The sequence below is a fragment of the Nocardioides sp. LHG3406-4 genome (genome assembly GCF_049897745.1).
Classification (GTDB): domain Bacteria; phylum Actinomycetota; class Actinomycetes; order Propionibacteriales; family Nocardioidaceae; genus Nocardioides.
In genome coordinates this window covers 1,167,004-1,186,416 of the sequence record NZ_JAFCWV010000001.1, presented here as the reverse complement: position 1 = coordinate 1,186,416, position 19,413 = coordinate 1,167,004, and the positions used below count along the sequence as shown (strand labels likewise).

Annotated in this window: 13 protein-coding genes; 12 read left to right on the top strand and 1 reads right to left on the bottom strand. The window is 71.9% G+C overall.

The window, feature by feature from the left end:
* Positions 1-39 precede the first annotated feature (39 nt).
* From ACP7BP_RS05725 to ACP7BP_RS05670, 12 genes are all read left to right on the top strand, one after another.
* The gene (locus tag ACP7BP_RS05725) at positions 40-735 is read left to right on the top strand and encodes an HAD-IA family hydrolase (protein WP_426243328.1); all 696 of its coding nucleotides are present in this window, start codon (positions 40-42) and stop codon (positions 733-735) included.
* Positions 736-971: 236 nt separating this feature from the next.
* Positions 972-2,417, top strand: a complete 1,446-nt coding sequence (locus tag ACP7BP_RS05720) for a purine-cytosine permease family protein (protein WP_426243326.1) — start codon at positions 972-974, stop codon at positions 2,415-2,417.
* Complete coding sequence (locus ACP7BP_RS05715) at positions 2,414-3,025, top strand: cysteine hydrolase family protein (RefSeq protein ID WP_426243325.1); 612 nt, start codon at positions 2,414-2,416, stop codon at positions 3,023-3,025. The genes ACP7BP_RS05720 and ACP7BP_RS05715 overlap by 4 nt, the downstream gene beginning before the upstream one ends.
* The gene (gene cofC, locus ACP7BP_RS05710) at positions 2,988-3,695 is read left to right on the top strand and encodes a 2-phospho-L-lactate guanylyltransferase (RefSeq protein WP_426243323.1); all 708 of its coding nucleotides are present in this window, start codon (positions 2,988-2,990) and stop codon (positions 3,693-3,695) included. The genes ACP7BP_RS05715 and cofC overlap by 38 nt, the downstream gene beginning before the upstream one ends.
* A gap of 153 nt (positions 3,696-3,848) precedes the next feature.
* Positions 3,849-4,319, top strand: a complete 471-nt coding sequence (locus ACP7BP_RS05705) for a PGPGW domain-containing protein (protein WP_426243321.1) — start codon at positions 3,849-3,851, stop codon at positions 4,317-4,319.
* Between the two features lie 123 nt (positions 4,320-4,442).
* Entirely contained in the window at positions 4,443-5,279 is an 837-nt protein-coding gene (locus ACP7BP_RS05700) for a UbiA family prenyltransferase (RefSeq protein WP_426243319.1), read from the top strand.
* Complete coding sequence (locus ACP7BP_RS05695; RefSeq protein ID WP_426243317.1) at positions 5,276-6,448, top strand: NAD(P)/FAD-dependent oxidoreductase; 1,173 nt, start codon at positions 5,276-5,278, stop codon at positions 6,446-6,448. Before ACP7BP_RS05700 ends, ACP7BP_RS05695 begins: the two co-directional genes overlap by 4 nt.
* A gap of 4 nt (positions 6,449-6,452) precedes the next feature.
* Positions 6,453-7,526, top strand: a complete 1,074-nt coding sequence (locus ACP7BP_RS05690; protein ID WP_426243315.1) for a type III polyketide synthase — start codon at positions 6,453-6,455, stop codon at positions 7,524-7,526.
* A complete protein-coding gene (locus ACP7BP_RS05685; RefSeq protein WP_426243313.1) occupies positions 7,523-8,068 on the top strand; it encodes an isoprenylcysteine carboxyl methyltransferase family protein in 546 nt (181 codons plus the stop codon). Before ACP7BP_RS05690 ends, ACP7BP_RS05685 begins: the two co-directional genes overlap by 4 nt.
* Positions 8,061-9,083, top strand: a complete 1,023-nt coding sequence (locus ACP7BP_RS05680) for an NAD(P)/FAD-dependent oxidoreductase (RefSeq protein WP_426243311.1) — start codon at positions 8,061-8,063, stop codon at positions 9,081-9,083. Before ACP7BP_RS05685 ends, ACP7BP_RS05680 begins: the two co-directional genes overlap by 8 nt.
* Positions 9,080-9,634: an isopentenyl-diphosphate Delta-isomerase gene (idi, locus tag ACP7BP_RS05675; protein ID WP_426243309.1), complete on the top strand. Its 555-nt coding sequence runs from the start codon at positions 9,080-9,082 to the stop codon at positions 9,632-9,634. The genes ACP7BP_RS05680 and idi overlap by 4 nt, the downstream gene beginning before the upstream one ends.
* A 201-nt stretch (positions 9,635-9,835) precedes the next feature.
* Positions 9,836-18,442 (top strand): hypothetical protein, encoded by an 8,607-nt coding sequence (locus ACP7BP_RS05670; RefSeq protein WP_426243307.1) that lies wholly within the window; start codon positions 9,836-9,838, stop codon positions 18,440-18,442.
* Here the strand turns inward: ACP7BP_RS05670 and ACP7BP_RS05665 are convergent.
* Entirely contained in the window at positions 18,377-19,351 is a 975-nt protein-coding gene (locus ACP7BP_RS05665) for an NADP-dependent oxidoreductase (protein WP_426243305.1), read from the bottom strand. The genes ACP7BP_RS05670 and ACP7BP_RS05665 overlap by 66 nt on opposite strands.
* Positions 19,352-19,413 lie beyond the last annotated feature (62 nt).

Here is a 19,413-nt window from a genome sequence, read left to right as displayed (position 1 = left end):
TGCCAGGAACGTGGCGGGCCCTGACGGCGAGGCACCACTGTGACTGTCGCTGAGCAGGAGATCGCCGTGGTGTTCGACTTCGACGGGCTGCTGATGGACACCGAGACGACGCTGTTCGCGAGCTGGGAGTACGAGTGGTCCCAATGGGGCCTCGAGATCGACGTAGCGACGTTCTTCGCCGACCACGGTGGTGACATCGCCGAGGAGAAGTACGCGGCGTTGGCGGCCGCTGTCGGGCCGGCCTACGACCGCGCGCTGAGCCATGCCCGGCGGGTCGCGTTCCGCGACGAGCTGCATGCGGACCTGGACCTGAACCCGGGGATGGCCGACTGGATCGACCAGGCCGTCGCCGACAGCAGGGTGTTGGCCGTGGCCAGCTCCTCCCCACGTGGGTGGGTGATGTCCCATCTCGATCGAGTCGGTGTGCTCGGATGCTTCACGGCGTTGGCGTGCGGTGATGAGGTAGATGCTCACAAGCCCGCGCCGGACGTCTATCTCCTCGCGCTGCACCGGCTGGGTCTGTCACCGACTGCGGCAGTCGCCGTGGAGGACACTCCCCACGGTGTGGCCGCCGCCCAGGCCGCGGGGCTCCGTGCCATCGCGATACCCAATGCCTTCGTCCCGCCCTTCCGCTTCCACGCAGCCGATCTGCTCCTGCGCTCTGCTCTCGAGATGGATCTCGAGGACGCCCTGGCGGCGGTCAGGCGCTCGGAGCCAGATGCTCCACAGGGCTGAATGGGTCGCTGACGGGCTCACCGACCCCCACGGGCGTAGGGCTGGTCGGCAGGCTGTCGAAGCACCGATTGCGCTCGCATCGCTCCATTACCATGAATGAAGCACCTGCACAAGAAGAACCTTCTTCACAAAGCGCCCACCTCATGTGAATTCGTGCTCGTGCCGCTGGACCGCCACGACATTAGCGTCCTTCCTGTTAGGCAAATCACAACCGCAGTCCAACAGTGGGAGGCGTCATGAACGAACCGCGAGAGCTGCGGGTCGAACCCGGGGACACCCAACTCGACTCCACGCCCGAGGCCGAGAGGCACGGCACGCCGTCGGAGATGTTCTTCGTCTTCGCTGGCGTCAACGTAGCTGTCACCAACCTGGCCGTAGGTGCCCTCGGGATCATCCTCGGCCTGTCCTTGGTGGACGTTCTCCTGGTGTACCTGATCGGTGCGATCCTTGGCTCGGCAGCCGTCGGCCTGTGCGTCGTGCAGGGCCAACGGACCGGTGCGTCCGTCATGGTCAACGCTCGCCCGGCCTTCGGCTACCAAGGGGCACGCATCCTGGCGGTGCTCCTCTTCCTGACCACCGCAGGCTGGTTCGGGGTCAATACCTACTTCGGTGTCACCGCTGCGAGAAGCATGGTCGGACAGTTCGGTGTGCCCTCCGGCAACGGGACCGACCTGGTGCTGCTGGCAGTCCTCATCCTGGCCCTGATCGCGGTCGCCATCTTCGGGTACCAGCTGATCACGCGCTACGAACGCGTGGCGTTCATCGGCATGGCTGTTGCACTGGCCGTTGTCGCGGTGGGGGCACTCGCGGGCGGTGTCGACTGGGGCCATCCCGCCTCGGTCCACGGTGCCGAACATCTCGGTGCCATCGCGCTACTGGCAACCGCACTGGGGGTCGGTTGGGGAGTCTCTTGGACCCCGTTCGCGCACGACTTCGGTCGGTACGTGCGGCGCAACGCACCCCAGCGCAAGACGTTCTTCCTGTCCACTGCGGGGATGTACGTCGGAACCTTCTTCACCTTCGGCCTCTCAGCGGTCATCGCAACCGATGCATCGACCAGCTTCGATGTAGGAAAGACGGTGGAGGCCGCCGTGCCTTCGGCGCTGGTGATCCCGGTCCTGCTCGTCATGACACTCGGGCTCCTGCCGGCCAACCTCGTGAACCTGTTCGTGGGGCCGGCTGTGCTGGGCACCATCGGCTTCCGGCTGAGCCGTCTCCAGGGCGTCCTCATCACAGCCCTCTTCGGGTTGCCGATCGCGGTCGTGGGCATCTACCAGCCGGAGTTCGGGTCGACCTTCAAGAGCTGGATGCTGACCCTGGTCATGTGGCTCTCGCCGTGGTTCGTCATCACCATGGCGGACTTCTTCCTCATCCACCGAGGTCGGTATTCAGACGCAGACCTGTTCACCCACGATGGTGTGGCCGGAAGGCTCTTCGCCCCGGGCATCGTCGCCTGGGTCGTGGGATTCGGAGTCTCGTGGGCCTTCGCGAACACTCCGATCTACGCCTCGCCCCTGATGACCGACCACTTCGGAGGCGCGGATCTCAGCCTGTTCGTCGGAGGCCTGGTGGCGTTCGCCATCTACTATCCGTGGGCTGTCTCCATCAAGCGGAAGGTCAGCGCACGTGGCGCCGCCGCTGCGCGGGCACTATGGACCAAGGAGCAGGAGCCGACGGCGTGACCACACCAGACGTGAACAAGCTCATCGTCGACCAGGACGCGACGGCCCTGCTGATCGTCGACATGCAGAACGACTTCGTCCTGCCGAGCGCCCCTCTGTCGACACCGGGTGCGATGAAGATCATCCCCACGATCGCGGGCTTCGCAGACGCCTGCCGCGAACGCGGATTTCCCGTCATCTACACCCGGGAGATGCATCGACCCGGACTCGAGGACTTCGGAATCGAGGGTCACTTCGAGCCCCCACACTGCCTGGAGGGCACCGAGGGGGCAGAGATCGTCGCAGAGCTGGAGCCGCAGACGAACGACTTCGTGATTCGCGCCAAGCGGCGTTACGACGCGTTCCTCGGCACAGACCTCGATGTGCTGCTGCGTGGCCTCAAGGTGCAGAACCTGCTCGTGGCTGGTGTGTGTACCGACATCTGTGTCATCAACTCCGTGTTCAGCGCCCGAAACCTGGACTACCGCTGCTACGTGCTGAGCGATGCAGTGGACGCCACGTCTCCTGAGCGTCAAGACGCTGCTTTGCTGTGCATGAGCCATGTGTTCGCTTATGTGGGAGACACGCGGCATGCTGCCGATCACTTCGGTCTACCCCTGCCGCGCTGAGGAGGCGCGTGCATCGAGTCGGCGACCGGCCCAGCCCTGGATGGCGATCGTCCCGCAGAAGAGCCTCTCGCGCGCGAAGTCCAGACTCGACCTGCCGGATGTGGCGCGGTGGCGCGTCGCAAGGGCCATGCTCGTGGACACGGTCTTCGCGCTGGGCCAGGTCAAGGGTCTCGACCGCGTGATCATCGCGTGGGAGGACCCCGATGACGTGTCCTGGATGCCAGTCATGCCAAGAGTCGTGCACCACGTGGTTCCGGGCAGCGACCTCAATGGAGCCATCTCGACGGTGGAAGAACAGGTGGCAGCCGAGGTCCCCCAGAGCGGCCGTCTGGTCGTTCCGGGGGACCTGCCGGCATGTAGCTCGGTCCAGATGGACGAGCTGGTGGCGCAGGTGGCGCAGGTGGCGCGGTCATTTCTTCGCGATGCCCATGGTGCGGGCACGACTGTGCTCGCGGCACGTGACAACACCCTGCTGTCTCCTCAGTACGGTCGATCCTCGGCGCGCCAGCACCTCTCAACGGGCGCACACCCACTGGATGCCGCCAGGTTCCCGTCGGTCACGCGCGATGTGGACACGATGACGGACCTGTACGCGGCCCTCCGTCTGGGCGTCGGTCGAGCCACGCGCACGGTCACACGAGACCTGGGCTTGTCGCTCCCGCCCGGGTAGGGCGCCTGGCGGGGAGGTCGCCCGGAGGGCCTCACGCAGCGCGAGCCGGAACGCACCCGGACCACTCAGGGTCAACGGTGAGTGTCCCAGATCCGCTTCCGGTGTGGCCCGGGGGGCGGCGAGCGCCAGGGTATGCATGGCAGGCTGGCGTCCATGAAGCTGGATGCGACGCGACGGCTCAAGCGCGTCCTGGTCGAGGGTGCCGGCTGGCTCCTGGTCGTGCTCGGCATCGCGGCCCTGGTCCTCCCCGGCCCCGGACTGCTCGCATTGTTCGCCGGGCTGGCCCTGCTGGCGACGCAGTACGAATGGGCGGAGAAGCGGCTCGAGCCGGTCAAGGACGCAGCCCTGCGGGCGGCCGCGGACGGTGTCGCGACCTGGCCCCGCATCGTGATGTCGGCCCTCGGGGTGGCCGGGCTCGTGGCGGTGGGCATCGTCTGGGGCATCCGTCCCGACGTACCGGAGTGGTGGCCGCTCTCGGACTTCTGGTGGCTCCCCGGCGGGTGGGGGACGGGCATCTCGCTCCTGGTGTCAGCCGCCATCGCCGCCGCCACGATCGTCTACAGCTACCTGAACTTCCGCGAGATCCGCGAGGAGCAGGCCCGGGAGGACGCGGAGGCGAGCTGACGTCTCCGCCGTTGGACACCGTCCCGTGCGACCCTGACGGCATGACGCCAGGTCTCGCTGGGTACCGCCGCGGAAGTCGACGGTGACGGGCCGCTCGACGACCGACGTCGTCCTGGAGGTGCGATGAGTGCCTCAGTGACGACCCGGACGACCCGGGGGCCCGGCTCGGCCGCGGCGCTCCTGCGCGCCGCGCACCCCGGACCGTCCATCGCCGTCAGCGCGATGGCCGGTGCGCTGGGCGTCGCCGGCCAGCTCGATGCGGGGCGTACGGCGCTCGTCGTCGCTGCGGTGCTCACCGGCCAGCTCAGCATCGGCTGGAGCAACGACCTGATCGACCGGGAGCGCGACCGCCGGGTGGGGCGCCGCGACAAGCCACTGGCGAGCGGCGAGCTCGCTGCCGCGACCGTGCGGCTCGCGTGCGGACTCTCACTCGCCGCGACCGTCGTCCTCTCGCTCGGGTGCGGCGTGGGCGCCGGCCTGCTCCACCTGGCCCTGGTGGCCGCCGGCTGGGTCTACAACCTCGGGGTCAAGAGCACCGCGCTCTCCTGGCTCCCGTACGCCGTGGCGTTCGGCGGCCTGCCGGTGTTCGTCGCGCTCGTGGAGCCCGGCGCCGGGCCGCCGCCCGTCTGGGTCCCGATCGCCGGCGCCCTGCTCGGCGTAGGGGCACACCTCGTCAACGCGCTGCCCGACCTGGCCGACGACGAGGCGACCGGCGTCCGTGGCCTGCCGCACCGCATCGGCGCACGGTGGACACCCGCCGTGGCCGTGGCCGTGCTGGCGGCGGCCACTGCCGTGATCGCAGCAGGCACGTCGCCGGTGTCGCCGGCGGTCTCGGTGCCCGCGCTCCTGGTTGTCGCGGCACTCTCCGTCACGGCCCTGGTCACCCGCGGCCGCACCCCGTTCCGGGCGGTGATCGCGATCGCGCTGGTCGACGTGGCGCTGCTCGTGGTGTCGCGATGACCGCCGACCAGGTGTGGGACGTCGCGGTCGTCGGTGCCGGGCCAGCGGGTGCGACAGCGGCTCTCGCCGCCCTGGTGCGGAGCCCCGGCGCCCGGGTCCTGCTCCTGGACCGCGACGACTTCCCGCGTGACAAGAGCTGCGGCGACGGCATCGCCCCGCATGCGCTCGACGTGCTCAGCCGCCTAGGCGCTCACGACGTCGTCGAGGGCTGGGAGCCCGTACGCCGCCTCGATCTCTCCCGCGGCAGCGCCCGGGTCGCCGGCCACCTCGCCCGGCCGGTGTGGGTGGTGCCGCGCGCCGTGTTCGACGCCCGGCTGGTGCGCCGCGCCGTCGACGCGGGCGCGACGCTGCTGCGTCACCGCGTGCGGCACCTGGAGAGCACCCGGCACGGTGTGGTCATCGACGGCTCGATCACCGCCCGGGTCGTGATCGGCGCCGACGGCGCACGGTCGATCGTGCGCGGCGCCGTGGGCTCGCGGCTGCGCGGCCCCAGCGCCGTCGCCATCCGCGGCTACGCGCCCACGCCCGACGTGAGGCGCGGGCTGCAGGTCATCCGGTACGGCGAGCGGCGGCAGCCGTCGTACGCCTGGGCCTTCGACCGGGGCGACGGGCAGTCCAACGTCGGCTACGGCGAGCTGGCCGGCTCCGGCGACGGCCTGTCGAAGGCACTCATGCTCGACCAGCTCGAGCGGCTGGTCCCGGGGGCTGGTGAGTCGGGCACCGCCTGGCGCGCGCACCACCTCCCGCTGTCCGGGTGGGGCCGCGGGGCCGGCCAGCCTGACGGACCGGTGCTCCTGGTGGGTGACGCCGCCGGGCTGGTCAACCCGATGACCGGAGAGGGCATCTACTACGCCGTGGCCACCGGCGCAGCGGCCGGCCGGGTCGCCGCCGACGCCGTCAGCGACGGAGCACCCGACCGCGCCGGCGCCCGCCATCGCGCGGCGGCCGCCGCCCTGCTCGGCCGGCACCTGAAGCACACCTGGGCGGCCGCCAGGCTGTCCCGCAGCCCGCGGGTGGTGGAGGCGGGGATCGTGGCGTCCGCCCGCGACCGGAGGGTGTTCGACGACCTGGTCGAGCTCGGGCTCGGGGACGGACGGCTCACCCCGAGGCTGGTCGCCGGGCTCGGGCGCGCGCTCCTGCCCGCACGAGCCACGAAGAGAGAGGGCTAGCAGCATGCGCATCCTGTCCGTCCACGGCGCCCTGCCGCCCCATCGCCACCCCCAGGCGGAGATCACCGAGACCTTCACCCGCGTGGTCGGCGCCAGCGGCGCCCTCAACGAGCGCGTGCTCCGGGCCCTGCACGGCAACGCCGGGGTCGCCCACCGCCACCTCGCGCTGCCGCTCGAGGAGTACGCCGAGCTGGGCAGCTTCGACCAGGCGAACGACCTCTTCCTCGAGCACGCGGTCACCCTGGGCGCCCGCGCGCTGACGGATGCGCTGAAGGCCGCCGACCTGACGCCCAGCGACGTGGACCTGATCGTCTCGACGACCGTCACCGGGCTCGCCGTGCCTTCCCTGGACGCGCGGATCGCCGCGGTGGTGGGGCTGCGTCCCGACGTCAAGCGGGTGCCGATGTTCGGGCTCGGCTGCGTCGCCGGAGCGGCGGGGGTCGCTCGACTGCACGACTACCTGGCCGGCCACCCCGACCACGTGGCCGCGCTGGTGGCGGTCGAGCTGTGCTCCCTGACCGTGCAGCGCGACGACGTGTCGATGCCCAACCTGGTGGCCAGCGGGCTCTTCGGCGACGGCGCGGCGGCGGTGGTGGCGACGGGCAGACCCGATGAGGACGGCGGCCAGGTCGAGGTGCTCGCCAGCAGGAGCCGGCTCTACCCGGACTCCGAGCGGACGATGGGCTTCGACATCGGGGGCAGCGGGCTGCGGATCGTGCTGGACGCCCAGGTGCCGGCGATCGTTGGTCGCTACATCCGCGACGACGTCGACTCGTTCCTCACCGACCACGGCCTGACCCGTGACGACATCGGCTGGTGGGTCTGCCACCCGGGCGGGCCGAAGGTGATCGACGCGCTGCGTGAGGCACTCGAGCTGACCGAGCACGACCTGGCGCTCACCCGGAGGTCGCTCTCCAAGATCGGGAACCTCTCCTCCGCCTCGGTCCTCCACGTGCTGGCCGACACGTTGAGCGATCGACCCCCGCCACCCGGCTCCCACGGGATGCTGATGGCCATGGGACCGGGATTCTGCTCCGAGCTGGTGCTGCTGAGGGCACCGTCGCCGGGTGCGTCATGACGTCCCTGACGGCGTTCGTGGTAGTGGTCGCGCTGGTCGCGGTCGAGCGGCTGGCCGAGCTCGTGGTGTCGAAGCGCAACGCCGCGTGGAGCCTCGAGCGCGGCGGACGCGAGACCGGCCGGGGCCACTACCCCGTCATGGTCGTGCTGCACTCCGGCTTCCTGGTGGCGATGCTCATCGAGGCGTGGGCCAGGCGCCCCGAGGTCGGCACCGCCCTGGCCTGGTCGATGCTCGGCGTCGTGGTGGCGGCACAGGCCCTGCGCTGGTGGTGCATCGCCACGCTGGGTCGGCGCTGGAACACCCGGGTCATCGTCGTACCCGGCCTGCCGCCAGTGCGCTCAGGCCCCTACCGGCTCCTCACCCACCCCAACTACGTGGCCGTGGTGCTCGAGGGCATCGCGCTGCCTCTCGTGCACGGCTGCTGGATCACCGCCCTGGTCTTCACCCTCGCCAACGCCGTGCTCCTCACCGTGCGGATCAGGGTCGAGAACGACGCGCTGGCCTCACTGGCCCACCCTGACGGCAGGCTCGCCGATGCGTGACCTGCTCGTGGCCGGCGGAGGGCCGACGGGCCTGGCGACGGCGCTGCACGCCGCCCGGGCCGGGCTCGACGTGGCCGTCCACGAACCTCGTGCGGGCATCATCGACAAGGCCTGCGGGGAGGGCCTGATGCCCAGCGCCGTCGCCCATCTCGCGGCGCTGGGAGTCACGCTCCACGGGCATCGCATCGCCGGGATCCGCTACGTGCAGGGCTCCCGGACCGCCGAGGCGACGTTCCGGCACGGACCCGGCCTGGGGGTACGGCGCACCACCCTCCACGAGGCCCTGCGCGAGCGGGTCGCCGGGGCCGGCATCACCACCACCCACACCGCCGTCCGCGAGATCGTCGACCGCGGCGACCACCTCCTGGTCGACGGGCAGCCCACCCGCTACCTCGTGGCGGCCGACGGCCTGCACTCCCCGGTCCGCCGGCTGCTCGGACTCGACCGCCCCACGAGGGGGCAGCCCCGGTACGGGCTCAGGTCCCACGTGGAGATGGCCCCCTGGACGCCGTACGTCGAGGTGCACTGGAGCGACTCCGCGGAGGCCTACGTCACGCCGGTGGGTGACGGCCTCGTCGGGATCGCCGTGCTCAGCGCCGCGCGGCGGCCCTTCTCCGACCTCGTGCGCGAGTTCCCCGAGCTGGTGGACCGGCTCTCGGGCCGTGTGCCGTCGCGCGTCCGCGGGGCCGGCCCGCTGCGGCAGCGGTCCCGGCGCCGGGTGGCCGGCCGGGTCCTGCTCGTGGGCGACGCCGCGGGCTACGTCGACGCGCTCACCGGCGAGGGGATCGCGCTCGGCCTCGCCCAGGCCCAGGCAGCGGTCGCCGCGGTGCGCGACGACCTGCCGGCGGAGTACGAGGGGCAGTGGCGCCGACTCGGCCGCCGCCACGACCTGCTCACCCGCTCCCTGCTCGGTGCGACCAGCATCCCGCTGGTCAGGCACCGCATCGTGGCGGCCGCGCAGCGGATGCCCCGGGTCTTCGGGGCGGCCGTCGACCAGCTCGCGAGGCCGGCATGAGCGCGCCAGGGCAGGAGCGGCCCGAGCTGGTGGTCCTGCTCGCCGAGGACGGCACCCCCATCGGCACCGCGCCCAAGTCGGAGGTCCACCACCGCGACACTCCGCTGCACCTGGCGTTCTCCTGCTACCTCTTCGACCCGGACGGGCGGTTGCTGCTCACGCGACGGGCCTGGTCGAAGAAGACGTGGCCGGGGGCGTGGACCAACAGCTGCTGCGGCCACCCCGGGCCGGGCGAGCCGGTCGACCAGGCCGTCCAGCGCCGGGTGGAGCAGGAGCTCGGCGTGCAGGCGCACGACCTGAGGATGGTCCTGCCCGACTTCCGCTACCGGGCGGTGATGCCCGACGGGACGGTCGAGAACGAGGTGTGCCCGGTGTTCACCGCCGTCTGCGACGACCCGGCCGCCCTGCGGCCGGACGCCTCCGAGGTGGCGGAGCACGCCTGGATCTCCTGGACGGAGTTCCGCGACGACGTGGTCGAGGGCGGGCGCGACGTGAGCCCGTGGTGCCGCGAGCAGGTCGAGGCGCTGCCCCGCGAGCTGCCGCCCCGTTGAGAGCTGCGATGAACGATCGTCCATTTTTTCTGCGATTTCGCAGGACGGCCGGCCATGCTGAGCCACTATGTCCGAGAGAAGCGGTGATGCATGGGACTCCCGGGGAGTCACCGTCGACGGGTGTAGCCCGTCGTGGCGCGCCGAGGCAGTGCACCCGGTCGTGGCCGGGTGCGGGGGCTGCCCCGAAACAGGAGCACGAGAATGCGCAACACCCATCCGGCGTCCGCCCGCACCCGTCGTAGCTGGTCCGGCACCCTGGCGACCCTCGTGGTGGCCAGCACCCTGGCAGTGCTGGCGCCGGCGAGCCCGGCGTTCGCTGCCGAGTCGCTCACCGTCACCAAGTCGGCGTCGGACAGCATCCTGATCGGCACTCCGGTGTCCATCGAGCTCACCGCGACCAACGACGGCGACGCGCCGGAGTTCAACCTCACCTTCCGAGACGAGCTGCCGCCCGGCGTGACCTACCAGCCCGGCAGCACCGTGCCGGCCGCCGCGGGCGAGCCACGTGTCATCACGGCCGGCGACGGCCGGCAGACGCTGCTGTGGGAGAACGTCAGCGACCTGCCCCTCGGTGGCGTGCAGAGCGTGCGCTTCCAGGCCCTGCCCGACCCGGACGACTACCCCGTGGGCTCCACGTTCAGCAACGTCGGCGAGGGCTACGCCAACAGTGACGCGCGCACCCTCCCGAGGTTCGACGCGGCCGGTCTCTACACGAGCGGTGCCACCGCCCAGGACGCGTCGGGATCGGTCGTCACGTCCATCACCGCCATCACGGTCGAGAAGACCGAGCCCAGTCCCGAGCACGAGCTGCTCCGCGGCGTGCACGACCACTCGACGCCGTACACGCTCACGGTCACCAACAACGGCGAGAACCCCGACGGTGACGTCGTCCTCGTCGACCTGCTGCCCGCCCAGCTGGAGTACCTCGGGTGCGGCACCGTGGACAACACGCCGGCCGACGGCCGGGAGTACGCCGGCGCACCTCGGCTGGACGTCTCCACCCCGGACGTGCCCGGCTGCCGCGCCCCCGTCTCCGTCACCACCGTCACCGACCCGGCCGGCGTCCCCGCGGGGGTCTACACGCGCGTCGAGTGGAACCTCGGCACCCTCGCTGCGGACGACGTCGTCCAGGTGGTCTACCGCGCCGGCATCCCGCAGCGGGCGAACACCGCGACGTTCCCCGCGGGGACTCCCGGCGGCGCCTCCCTGGGGCAGGTGGCCAACCTCGACAACAACACCGGCGCGTCGACGCGCGAGGTGACCGAGCAGGCACTCACCAACCGCGCGACGGTGACCGCCGTCTACACCGGCCCGGTGAGCGGTGGCTCGACAGCGGTCACCGACAGCGACTCGCTGACGGTCACCGCCGAGGACCTGGCGATGCAGAAGTCGGTGAGCCCCACGGTGTTCACGCAGGACGGCATCGCGACGTACACCCTCGAGCTGCAGACGAGCGAGTACGCCGACGCCGACGACATCGTCATCACCGACGAGATCCCCAACGGGCTCTGCCCCCTCGACAATGTGGACAACCGCACCGGCGACAACCTGACCAGCTGTGCGCCTGACCCCGCCTTCGCGCCCAGCCTCGCCTACGCGAGCGTTGCCGAGGACCTGGTCGAGGGCGGGTTCACGGTCGTCTTCCAGCCCATCGACCTGGCGGCCAACCAGTCGCGGACCATCACCTACCAGGCGCGGATGCTGGCCGACTACCGCGGTCCGAGCGGGGACCCGACCGTGGTCGGCGACTCCTACGTCAACACCGTCGCGCTCACCGCCCAGACCACCACCCTGGCCGCGGTCGAGCCGCCCGGCGGCGTCTCCACGGAGACGGTCGAGGACGACTCGTCCGCGACGCTCGAGAGCGAGGCGGTCGTCCTCGACAAGGAGATCCAGCCCAACACCGGACCCACTCCCTACGTGTGCGGCACGGACGTCGACGACTATGCCGACTCCTCGACGCTGACACCGGCAGAGACGACCTTCACCGAAGGCTCACGGGTCTGCTTCCTGCTGCGGATCCAGTTCCCCGCCGGCAACGAGACCAAGAACCCCGTCCTGACCGACTTCCTCCCCGACTACGTCGACTACGAGGCCGGCTCGGCCACGGCCATCCCCGGCAACAACGTGGTGGCCCAGGTCGACGAGTCCAGCCTGACCTTCAACCTGGGCAGCCCGCTGGGTGGGGCTACCCGCTTCGTGCCCGGCGGCAGTGTGTTCCAGTACCGGATCTCCGGCATCGTGAACGACTCGGCGACCGCGACGCCGGACGTCACCGGAAACCTCGCCAAGCTCACCTGGGTCGACACGGAGGGTGAGGTCGGGTTCCTGCGGGACCGCGAGGACTTCTCCATCGCCGCGCCGCCGCCCGTCTCGGTCGCCAAGTCGGCCACGCGGACCACCTCCGTCGCGCCGGGCACCGACGGCCCGCTCGCCGACGGTGGCAACCCCGGCGCCGCCGGCCGGATCCGGGCCGGCGAGGTGGTGCGGTTCACCGTCGCCACCACCAACGACGGCACCTCCGCCGACCTCACCGACGTGCCGGTCGTCGGGCCCGACGTGTGGGACGTGCTGCCACTCGGCATCCGCTGCGCCGACGTCACGGCCATCGACAACGGCGGCGTCTGCACCGACCCCGGTGTCGGCGGCCATCCGGCCTTCGACGGCAGCACGGCCCTCTCGGCGATCCGCTGGGACCGCCCCGACGCCGTCACGATCGCGCCGGGTGCGACCCTCGCCTTCACCTACGAGGTCACTTACCCGTCCACCGTCGCGGCCGGCGCGACCTACACCAACAACGTCGACGTCGCGTCGTACGGCGCGAGCTCCAACATCAACACCGTCGCGCAGCACTACCCGGGCAACAACGTCGACACCGCCGTCCCCCCGGACCAGGAGGACGTGCCCCGGGCGCACGACGACCACACCCTGCTGACCCCGGCGTCCGGTGTCACCAAGACCAACGCGACGCAGGTCGGCGACGCGACCCAGGCCGACGACCCCGGCGACCTGGCCAACTACGCGGCTGTCGGCGAGACCGTGACCTACACGGTGACGGGCACCGTCCCGGCCAACACGACGATCTACAACGGCGTGCTCGCGGACGCCACCCCTGCGGGCATCCGCGTCGACTCGGTCGACTACGCCTACCGCGCGGCCCCCGGCGACGCGTTCGCGCCGCTGCCGGCCGGGTTCACCGGCAGCCAGACCGCCACGGGGCCGCAGGTCGAGCTCCCGACCCCGTTGGCTGCGGGCACCGCGGCCGACGAGGTGCAGATGACGATCACCGCCACCGTGCTCATCGACGCCCTCAACGTGCACGGCGAGGACCGCGTCAACACGGCGCAGCTGGGCTCCACGACGCAGACCGGCACGCCAGTGCCGCCCGTGCCCGTCACGCCCACCCCCAGCGCGAGCTCGAGCATCACGGTCGTCGAGCCGTCGCCGGCACCGCTCAAGGTCGCCGACGACCCGAAGCCGGTCGCGGGCCAGCAGGTGACCTACACGGTGACGGCGCGCAACGCGAACGCCGCCGACCTCGACCAGATGCGGCCCACGCTCTTCGACTCCCAGCTGGTCGACTGCGTCCCCACCGGGCTCACCGTCGTCCCGGGCTCGCTCGCCACCGCCACCGGCACGGCGACCGTCGGGGCCCTCGGCGCCAACGGCTGCAGCGGGGCCACCCCCGTCGTGTGGGACGTCGGCGACCTGGCCTGGCGCTCAGCGGCCGACGGGGCCACGAACGGCGCCGACCCCTGGCCGACGCTGACCTACGTCGTCCAGGTGAGCCCACAGGCCGGCGGTGACGTCGCGTACGTGAACACCGCCACTCTCGAGGGCACCTCGATGAACGATGCCGACGCCGACGAGAAGACCTACTCGACGCCGGTCTCGGCGACGGTCACCGTCCCGGGTGGCGAGCTCCGGAAGTCGGTGACTCCCACCAGCTCTCCGGTCGGCGGCACGGTGACCTACGAGCTCGAGGTCGACCTGCCGGCGTCGGTGAACTTCTACGACGCCTCGATCATCGACACCCTCCCGGCCGGCATCGCGCCGTCCTCAGTGGTGCGGACCGGCTTCACCTGCGCCTACACCGACGTCGACCCTGAGGAACCGTGCTCCATGGCCACGCCGACCGCGCTCGCGGCGGCCGGCCAGCTGCACGGCTGGCTGCTCGGCGACGTGGCAGCGGACCTTCGCCCTCGCACCGTGACCCTGACCTACACCGCGGTCGTCGGCGTGGTCGCCGGCAACACTGCCGGCAAGAGCCTCGTCAACAGCGCCACGCTCAAGTGGAACCAGTCGGACAAGACCACCACGCCACCCGTCGGCGGCACCTTCGACTCCGAGACCGACCCGGGCACCGCGACCGTGCTGGTCACCGAGCCCTCGCTGAGCATCACCAAGGTGGTCAGCGACGCGACGCCCGCGCCCGGTGAGGACTTCGTCTACACCGTCCGGGTGACCAACGCCTCCGGTGCCAACCGCTCCGCCGCGCAGGACGTCGACGTCGTCGACACCCTCCCCGCCGGTGTTCGCGTCGTCGCGGGCTCGCCCAGCAACAGCGGCGTCGCAGCCGGGGGCTCGCCGGGCGGCGGCACGATCACCTGGAGCGACCTCGGGCCGATCGCACCGGGTGCCACCCTCACGCTCACCTACACCGCCCGCCTGGTCAGCCCGGCCCCGACGACGCCTCAGCAGAACATCGCCGACGTCACGGAGTACACCTCCCTCGACGGCGGCGGCCGGATCTACCCGAACACCCCGTCGGACGACGCGGTGGTCACCCCGGCCGTGCCCGAGCTCGCGGTCAGCAAGGCCGCGCTCGACGTGCCGGCCTACCTGGGTGAGCCCGCGCGGTGGAGGATCACCGTCGAGAACGTCGGAGACGCCCCGGGCTTCGACGTCGAAGTCGCGGACACCCTCCCGACCGGCTGGACCTACGACGGCGGATCTGCGCAGGTCTCGGTCGCAGGAGTGACGCCCACCCAGGTGGACCCCGACTCGGTGACCGGCTCGCCGGTCCAGACCCTTCAGTGGGACGACCTCGGCGACCTCGCCCCCGGCGAGCTCATTACCATCGATCTGACGGCGACCCCGGGTGCCGCGCTGGCACCGACGCGCGTCGGCAGCTCCGTGGTGCACCAGAACGCCGTCACCGCGACCATCTTGGACCTCGACGGCCCGGCCGGGTCCGTCGTCGACACCGAGGGTGCCACGGCCCAGACGCGCATCGACGCCGCGAACCTGACCCTGACCAAGGCCGCCGTCGGCACCCCGGTCGCCGGTGAGGCGTTCACCTGGACCCTCACCGTCGCCAACACAGGGCCCGACACGGCCGTGGGTCCGTTCGTCGTCACCGACGACCTGCCGACCCAGGTCACCGGCGCCACCGCGACCGGCACCGGCTGGACCTGCTCTCCGGCGACCACGACGATCAGCTGCCAGCGCACCAACCCGGCCGCGACCCTGGCCTCCGGGACGTCCCTGCCCGTGATCACCGTGACCGCGCAGGTGCCCGCCACCACGACGTCCGGCACGACCCTGATCAACGCCGCGGCCGTCGAGGGGCGCACCTACGAGCCCACCCTCGCCGACAACGACGACGAGGTGTCCGTCGACGTCGTCACGGAGTCCGACCTCGGCATCGCGAAGACGCTCGTCGGTGGGCTGGAGCCCGGGTCCTCGGCGACGTACACGCTCGCGGTGCGCAACGACGGTCCCTCGGTCTCCCGCGGCGCGATCATCGTCACCGACACCCTGCCTGCAGGCCTGACGTACGAGTCGTTCACCGGCACCGGCTGGACCCTGGCCCAGAACAATCCCGAGCTCCAGTTCACCTACGGGGGCGCGTCGCCGGTGCCCCTGGGCGCGCTGCCGCAGATCACCGTGACCGTGCAGGTGGCCACCGACGTGACCGCCGCGATCACGAACACCGCCTCCGTGACCGAGCCGACGGACCCGACCTCCGGGCCGGAGTCACCCGACTCCGACGGCGACACGACGTCACCCTCGCCGAGCGCCGACCTGGGCATCACCAAGGACAGCCCGGGTGACTTCGACGCCGGAGCGCAGGGCGTCTACGAGCTCGTGGTCCACAACTCCGGGCCCTCCGACGCCGCCGGCCCGATCACCGTCACCGACACACTGCCCGACGAGCTGACCTACGTGTCGTCGGCCTCATCCGAGGCCTGGAGCTGCTCGGCCGCCGGCCAGGACGTCACCTGCACGCTCGCCGGCGGACTCGTCGACGGGGCGTCCTCGACCCTGCGACTGACCGTCGACATCGACGAGACGCTAGCGACCGACGTGGTCAACACCGCCTCAGTCGACGGCCCCACGCCGGACCCCAACCCGGGGAACGACCAGGACACCGACGACACGGGCATCTCCGTCGAGGCCGACCTGGTGGTCGCCAAGACCCTGGTGACGAACCCCGTCGTCGCCGGCGAGAACGTCACCTACGAGATCGCCGTGCGCAACGACGGGCCGGCCACCTCGCCCGGACCCATCGACGTCACCGACGCCCTGCCCGCCGCCCTGACCTTCGTCAGCGCCTCAGGCACCGGGTGGTCGTGCGGTGCCGTGGGGCAGGACGTCACCTGCACGCGTTTGGCGGCGCTGCCTGCGGGCAACTCGGCCGGCGTGATCACGCTGGTCGCCGCGGTGGCCTCCGATGCAGGTACGACGACGCTCACCAACGTCGCCAACGTCGATGGGCCGGCCACCGACCCCGGGCCGGGCGTCAACACCTCCGACGCCGGCACGACCGTCGCCGAGGACGCCGAGATATCCCTGGTCAAGACGACCACCGGCGTCGACCCGGTGCGAGCCGGCGAGAACGCGACGTTCGAGATCGCCGTCAGCAACGCCGGGCCGTCCGACGCCCGGGCGGTCGAGGTGGTCGACGTGCTGCCCGCGGGCCTGGCGCTCGTCTCCGCCGGCGGCGCCGGCTGGACCTGCACCGCGGGCGTCTGCACCCGCGACCGCATCGTCGCCGGTGATACGGCACCCACGATCACGGTGGTCGCTCGGGTGGCCTCGGGCGTGGCCGACGGGGCGACGCTGGTCAACCAGGCGACCGTCTCGACGATCACGCCGGGCGACACCCCGGCCGGCAACAGCGACGACGCCGAGGTCGACGTCGTCGCGCAGGCAGACCTGGCGCTGACCAAGACGCGCGACTCCGCCGTCGTGACGGCCGGCCTGCCGACGACGTACACGATCTCCGTGACCAACGACGGCCCCTCCGACGCGGTTGGTCCGCTCACGATCACCGACACGCTGCCCGCGGGGCTCAGCCTCCTCTCGGCCGGCGCTCCCTGGACGTGCCTGCCGGGGGCGGGTGCGGACGTCACGTGCACGCTGCCGGGCGGCCTGATCGCCGGTGCCACGGCGCCCGCCCTGGACCTCCAGGTCCTGGTCGCCGCGGATGCCGAGCCGGGCCCGGTGACCAACACGGCCACCGTCGACGGCGGCACGCCCGACCCGGTGCCGGCCAACGACACCGACACCGCCGAGGTGGAGGTCGTCCAGGCGGCCGACCTGTCGGTCGTGAAGTCGCACACCGGGCCGGTGCGGGTGGGTGACGAGCTGAGGTTCACCCTCGACGTCGCCAACGCCGGACCGTCGCAGGCTCGCGACGTCGTGGTCACCGACGCACTGCCGAACGGGCTGACCTTCGTGTCCGCCGCCGGCACCGACTGGACCTGCGGTCCGACGCAGGCCGGGGTGACGTGCACGCTGGCCGGGGGGCTGGCTCCGCTGACCTCGGCGGCACCGATCACCGTGGTCACCACCGTCGCGCCGGCGGCCTACCCGACGGTCGATAACGTCGCGTCGGTCATCTCGTCGACCACCGATCTGGACCCGACCGACAACGTCGACCCGGATCGCGTCGCCGTCCCGGCCCTGGTCGACCTGGCCATCACCAAGAAGCACCGCGGCGAGCTGGTCGTGGGCGAGCAGGCGACCTACGACCTCACCGTCGCCAACGACGGCCCCACCGCGGCGCCCGGCCCGATCGTCGTCACCGACGCACTGCCGGCCGGACTCTCGTACGCCGGAGCCACCGGCCAGGGCTGGACCTGCGCCGCCGACGGACAGCTCGTCACCTGCTCCCGCCCCGACGCCCTGGGCGCCGGGGAGACGACGGCCCTCGGGCTCGACGTCGACGTGCTGCCGGGCGCGTACCCCACGGTCGTCAACACCGCGACCGTGACGAGCCCCGCGGAGGAGACCGGGAAGGCCGACAACACCAGCACCGACACCGCCCCGGTCACCCCCACGGTCGACCTCAAGCTCGCCAAGACCGTCGAGTCGGACAGCCCGACCAAGGTCGTCTACCTGCTCGCCGTCACCGACGACGGCCCGAGCGCCAGCGTCGACCCGATCCGGCTGCGCGACCCGCTGCCGGCCGCGCTCAGGCTCAAATCCGCGAAGGGCCAGGGCTGGTCCTGCACGACGTCCCCGCGGCAGCTGGACTGCGTCTACGCCGACCCGCTCCCGGTCGGTGAGAAGGCCTCGGTGCGCCTCGTCGCCGACGTGGTGGCCGACCCCGGCGCGAAGATCGTCAACGTCGCCTCGGTCAACGGCGGCCCCACCGTCACCGGCGACAAGGACGGCGCGTCGTTCAGGGTGCCGGCGTCGGGCGACGACGGCGGTCAGGGCGACGGCGACCCCGGGGACGCGGGGCCGGCCGGCGGTCTGCCCGACGCCGGCGGTCCGCCTCTGTGGGTGGGCCTACTCGGCCTGCTGGTCCTCGGGCTCGGCCTCGCGCTGACCCGCCGGGGCCGACGCCTGGCGTGAGCGCACCACGACCACGTTGCCGGCCGTGTGGCCCGTCTCGACCTGGGCCACCGCGTCGGCGGCCTGGTCGAACGGGTACGTCGCCGACACCACCGGGCTGAGCTCGCCCGCGGCGACCAGCCCGACCAGGAGGGTGAACACCTCGGTCGTACGCCGCCGCTCGACCCCCGACCCACCGGCCTCGGTCGCCTCGCTCGCCGCAGCGATGCTGATCACCCGCGAGGGCACCGCGGCCAGCTCGAAGGCATCGGCCAGCACCGGGGTCCCGACGAGGTCGAAGACCGCGTCCACCCCGCCGGGGGCGACCGCTCGGACCCGGTCGGGCCAGCCGTCGCCCGAGACCACGTGGGTGGCCCCCAGCTCGGTGACCAGCTCAGCCTTGGCCACGGAGGCGACTCCGACGACGCGCACACCGCGCAGCCGGGCGAGGGCGCACGTCGCCGTACCGACCCCGCCTCCGGCGCCCATCACCAGCAGCGTCTCGCCCGCGGCCAGGCCGAGCTGGTCGAGCGCGTCGTAGGCCGTGCCGATCGAGACCGGGATGCAGGTGGCCTGGGCGTCCTCCACACCATCGGGTACGACGGCGCTCGAACCGGCGGCCAGGAGCACCCGCTCCGCCAGGGCGCCCGTGCCGGTGGCCGTCTGCCCGAAGACGCGCTGACCGGGCACGAAGCCGGTCACCCCCTCGCCGACGGCCGTCACGACGCCGGCGGCCTCGCGACCCATCGGCATGGGGAACGCCACTGCCACCTCCTTGCGGAGGCCGGACCGGACCTTGATGTCGGCGGGGTTCACCCCTGCCGCGGTCATCTCGACCAGGAGCTGGCCGGAGCCGACCTCCGGCTCGGGAACGTCCAGGTGCGCCTGCACGTCGGGGCCGCCGTAGGAGGTGAAGCCGTAGATCCGCATGCCCCGCAGCCTAGGGCGTGCCACCGGGGCATCGGAGGCTCGGCTAGGGGCTGGTTCGCGAC

Bases quoted from the DNA above. Each gene is read 5' to 3' on its own strand.
- ACP7BP_RS05720 (WP_426243326.1), top strand. From the start codon at position 972: ATGAACGAACCGCGAGAGCTGCGGGTCGAACCCGGGGACACCCAACTC.
- cofC (WP_426243323.1), top strand. From the start codon at position 2,988: ATGCTGCCGATCACTTCGGTCTACCCCTGCCGCGCTGAGGAGGCGCGT.
- ACP7BP_RS05705 (WP_426243321.1), top strand. From the start codon at position 3,849: ATGAAGCTGGATGCGACGCGACGGCTCAAGCGCGTCCTGGTCGAGGGT.
- ACP7BP_RS05700 (WP_426243319.1), top strand. From the start codon at position 4,443: ATGAGTGCCTCAGTGACGACCCGGACGACCCGGGGGCCCGGCTCGGCC.
- ACP7BP_RS05695 (WP_426243317.1), top strand. From the start codon at position 5,276: ATGACCGCCGACCAGGTGTGGGACGTCGCGGTCGTCGGTGCCGGGCCA.
- ACP7BP_RS05690 (WP_426243315.1), top strand. From the start codon at position 6,453: ATGCGCATCCTGTCCGTCCACGGCGCCCTGCCGCCCCATCGCCACCCC.
- ACP7BP_RS05685 (WP_426243313.1), top strand. From the start codon at position 7,523: ATGACGTCCCTGACGGCGTTCGTGGTAGTGGTCGCGCTGGTCGCGGTC.
- ACP7BP_RS05680 (WP_426243311.1), top strand. From the start codon at position 8,061: ATGCGTGACCTGCTCGTGGCCGGCGGAGGGCCGACGGGCCTGGCGACG.
- idi (WP_426243309.1), top strand. From the start codon at position 9,080: ATGAGCGCGCCAGGGCAGGAGCGGCCCGAGCTGGTGGTCCTGCTCGCC.
- ACP7BP_RS05670 (WP_426243307.1), top strand. From the start codon at position 9,836: ATGCGCAACACCCATCCGGCGTCCGCCCGCACCCGTCGTAGCTGGTCC.
- ACP7BP_RS05665 (WP_426243305.1), bottom strand. From the start codon at position 19,351: ATGCGGATCTACGGCTTCACCTCCTACGGCGGCCCCGACGTGCAGGCG.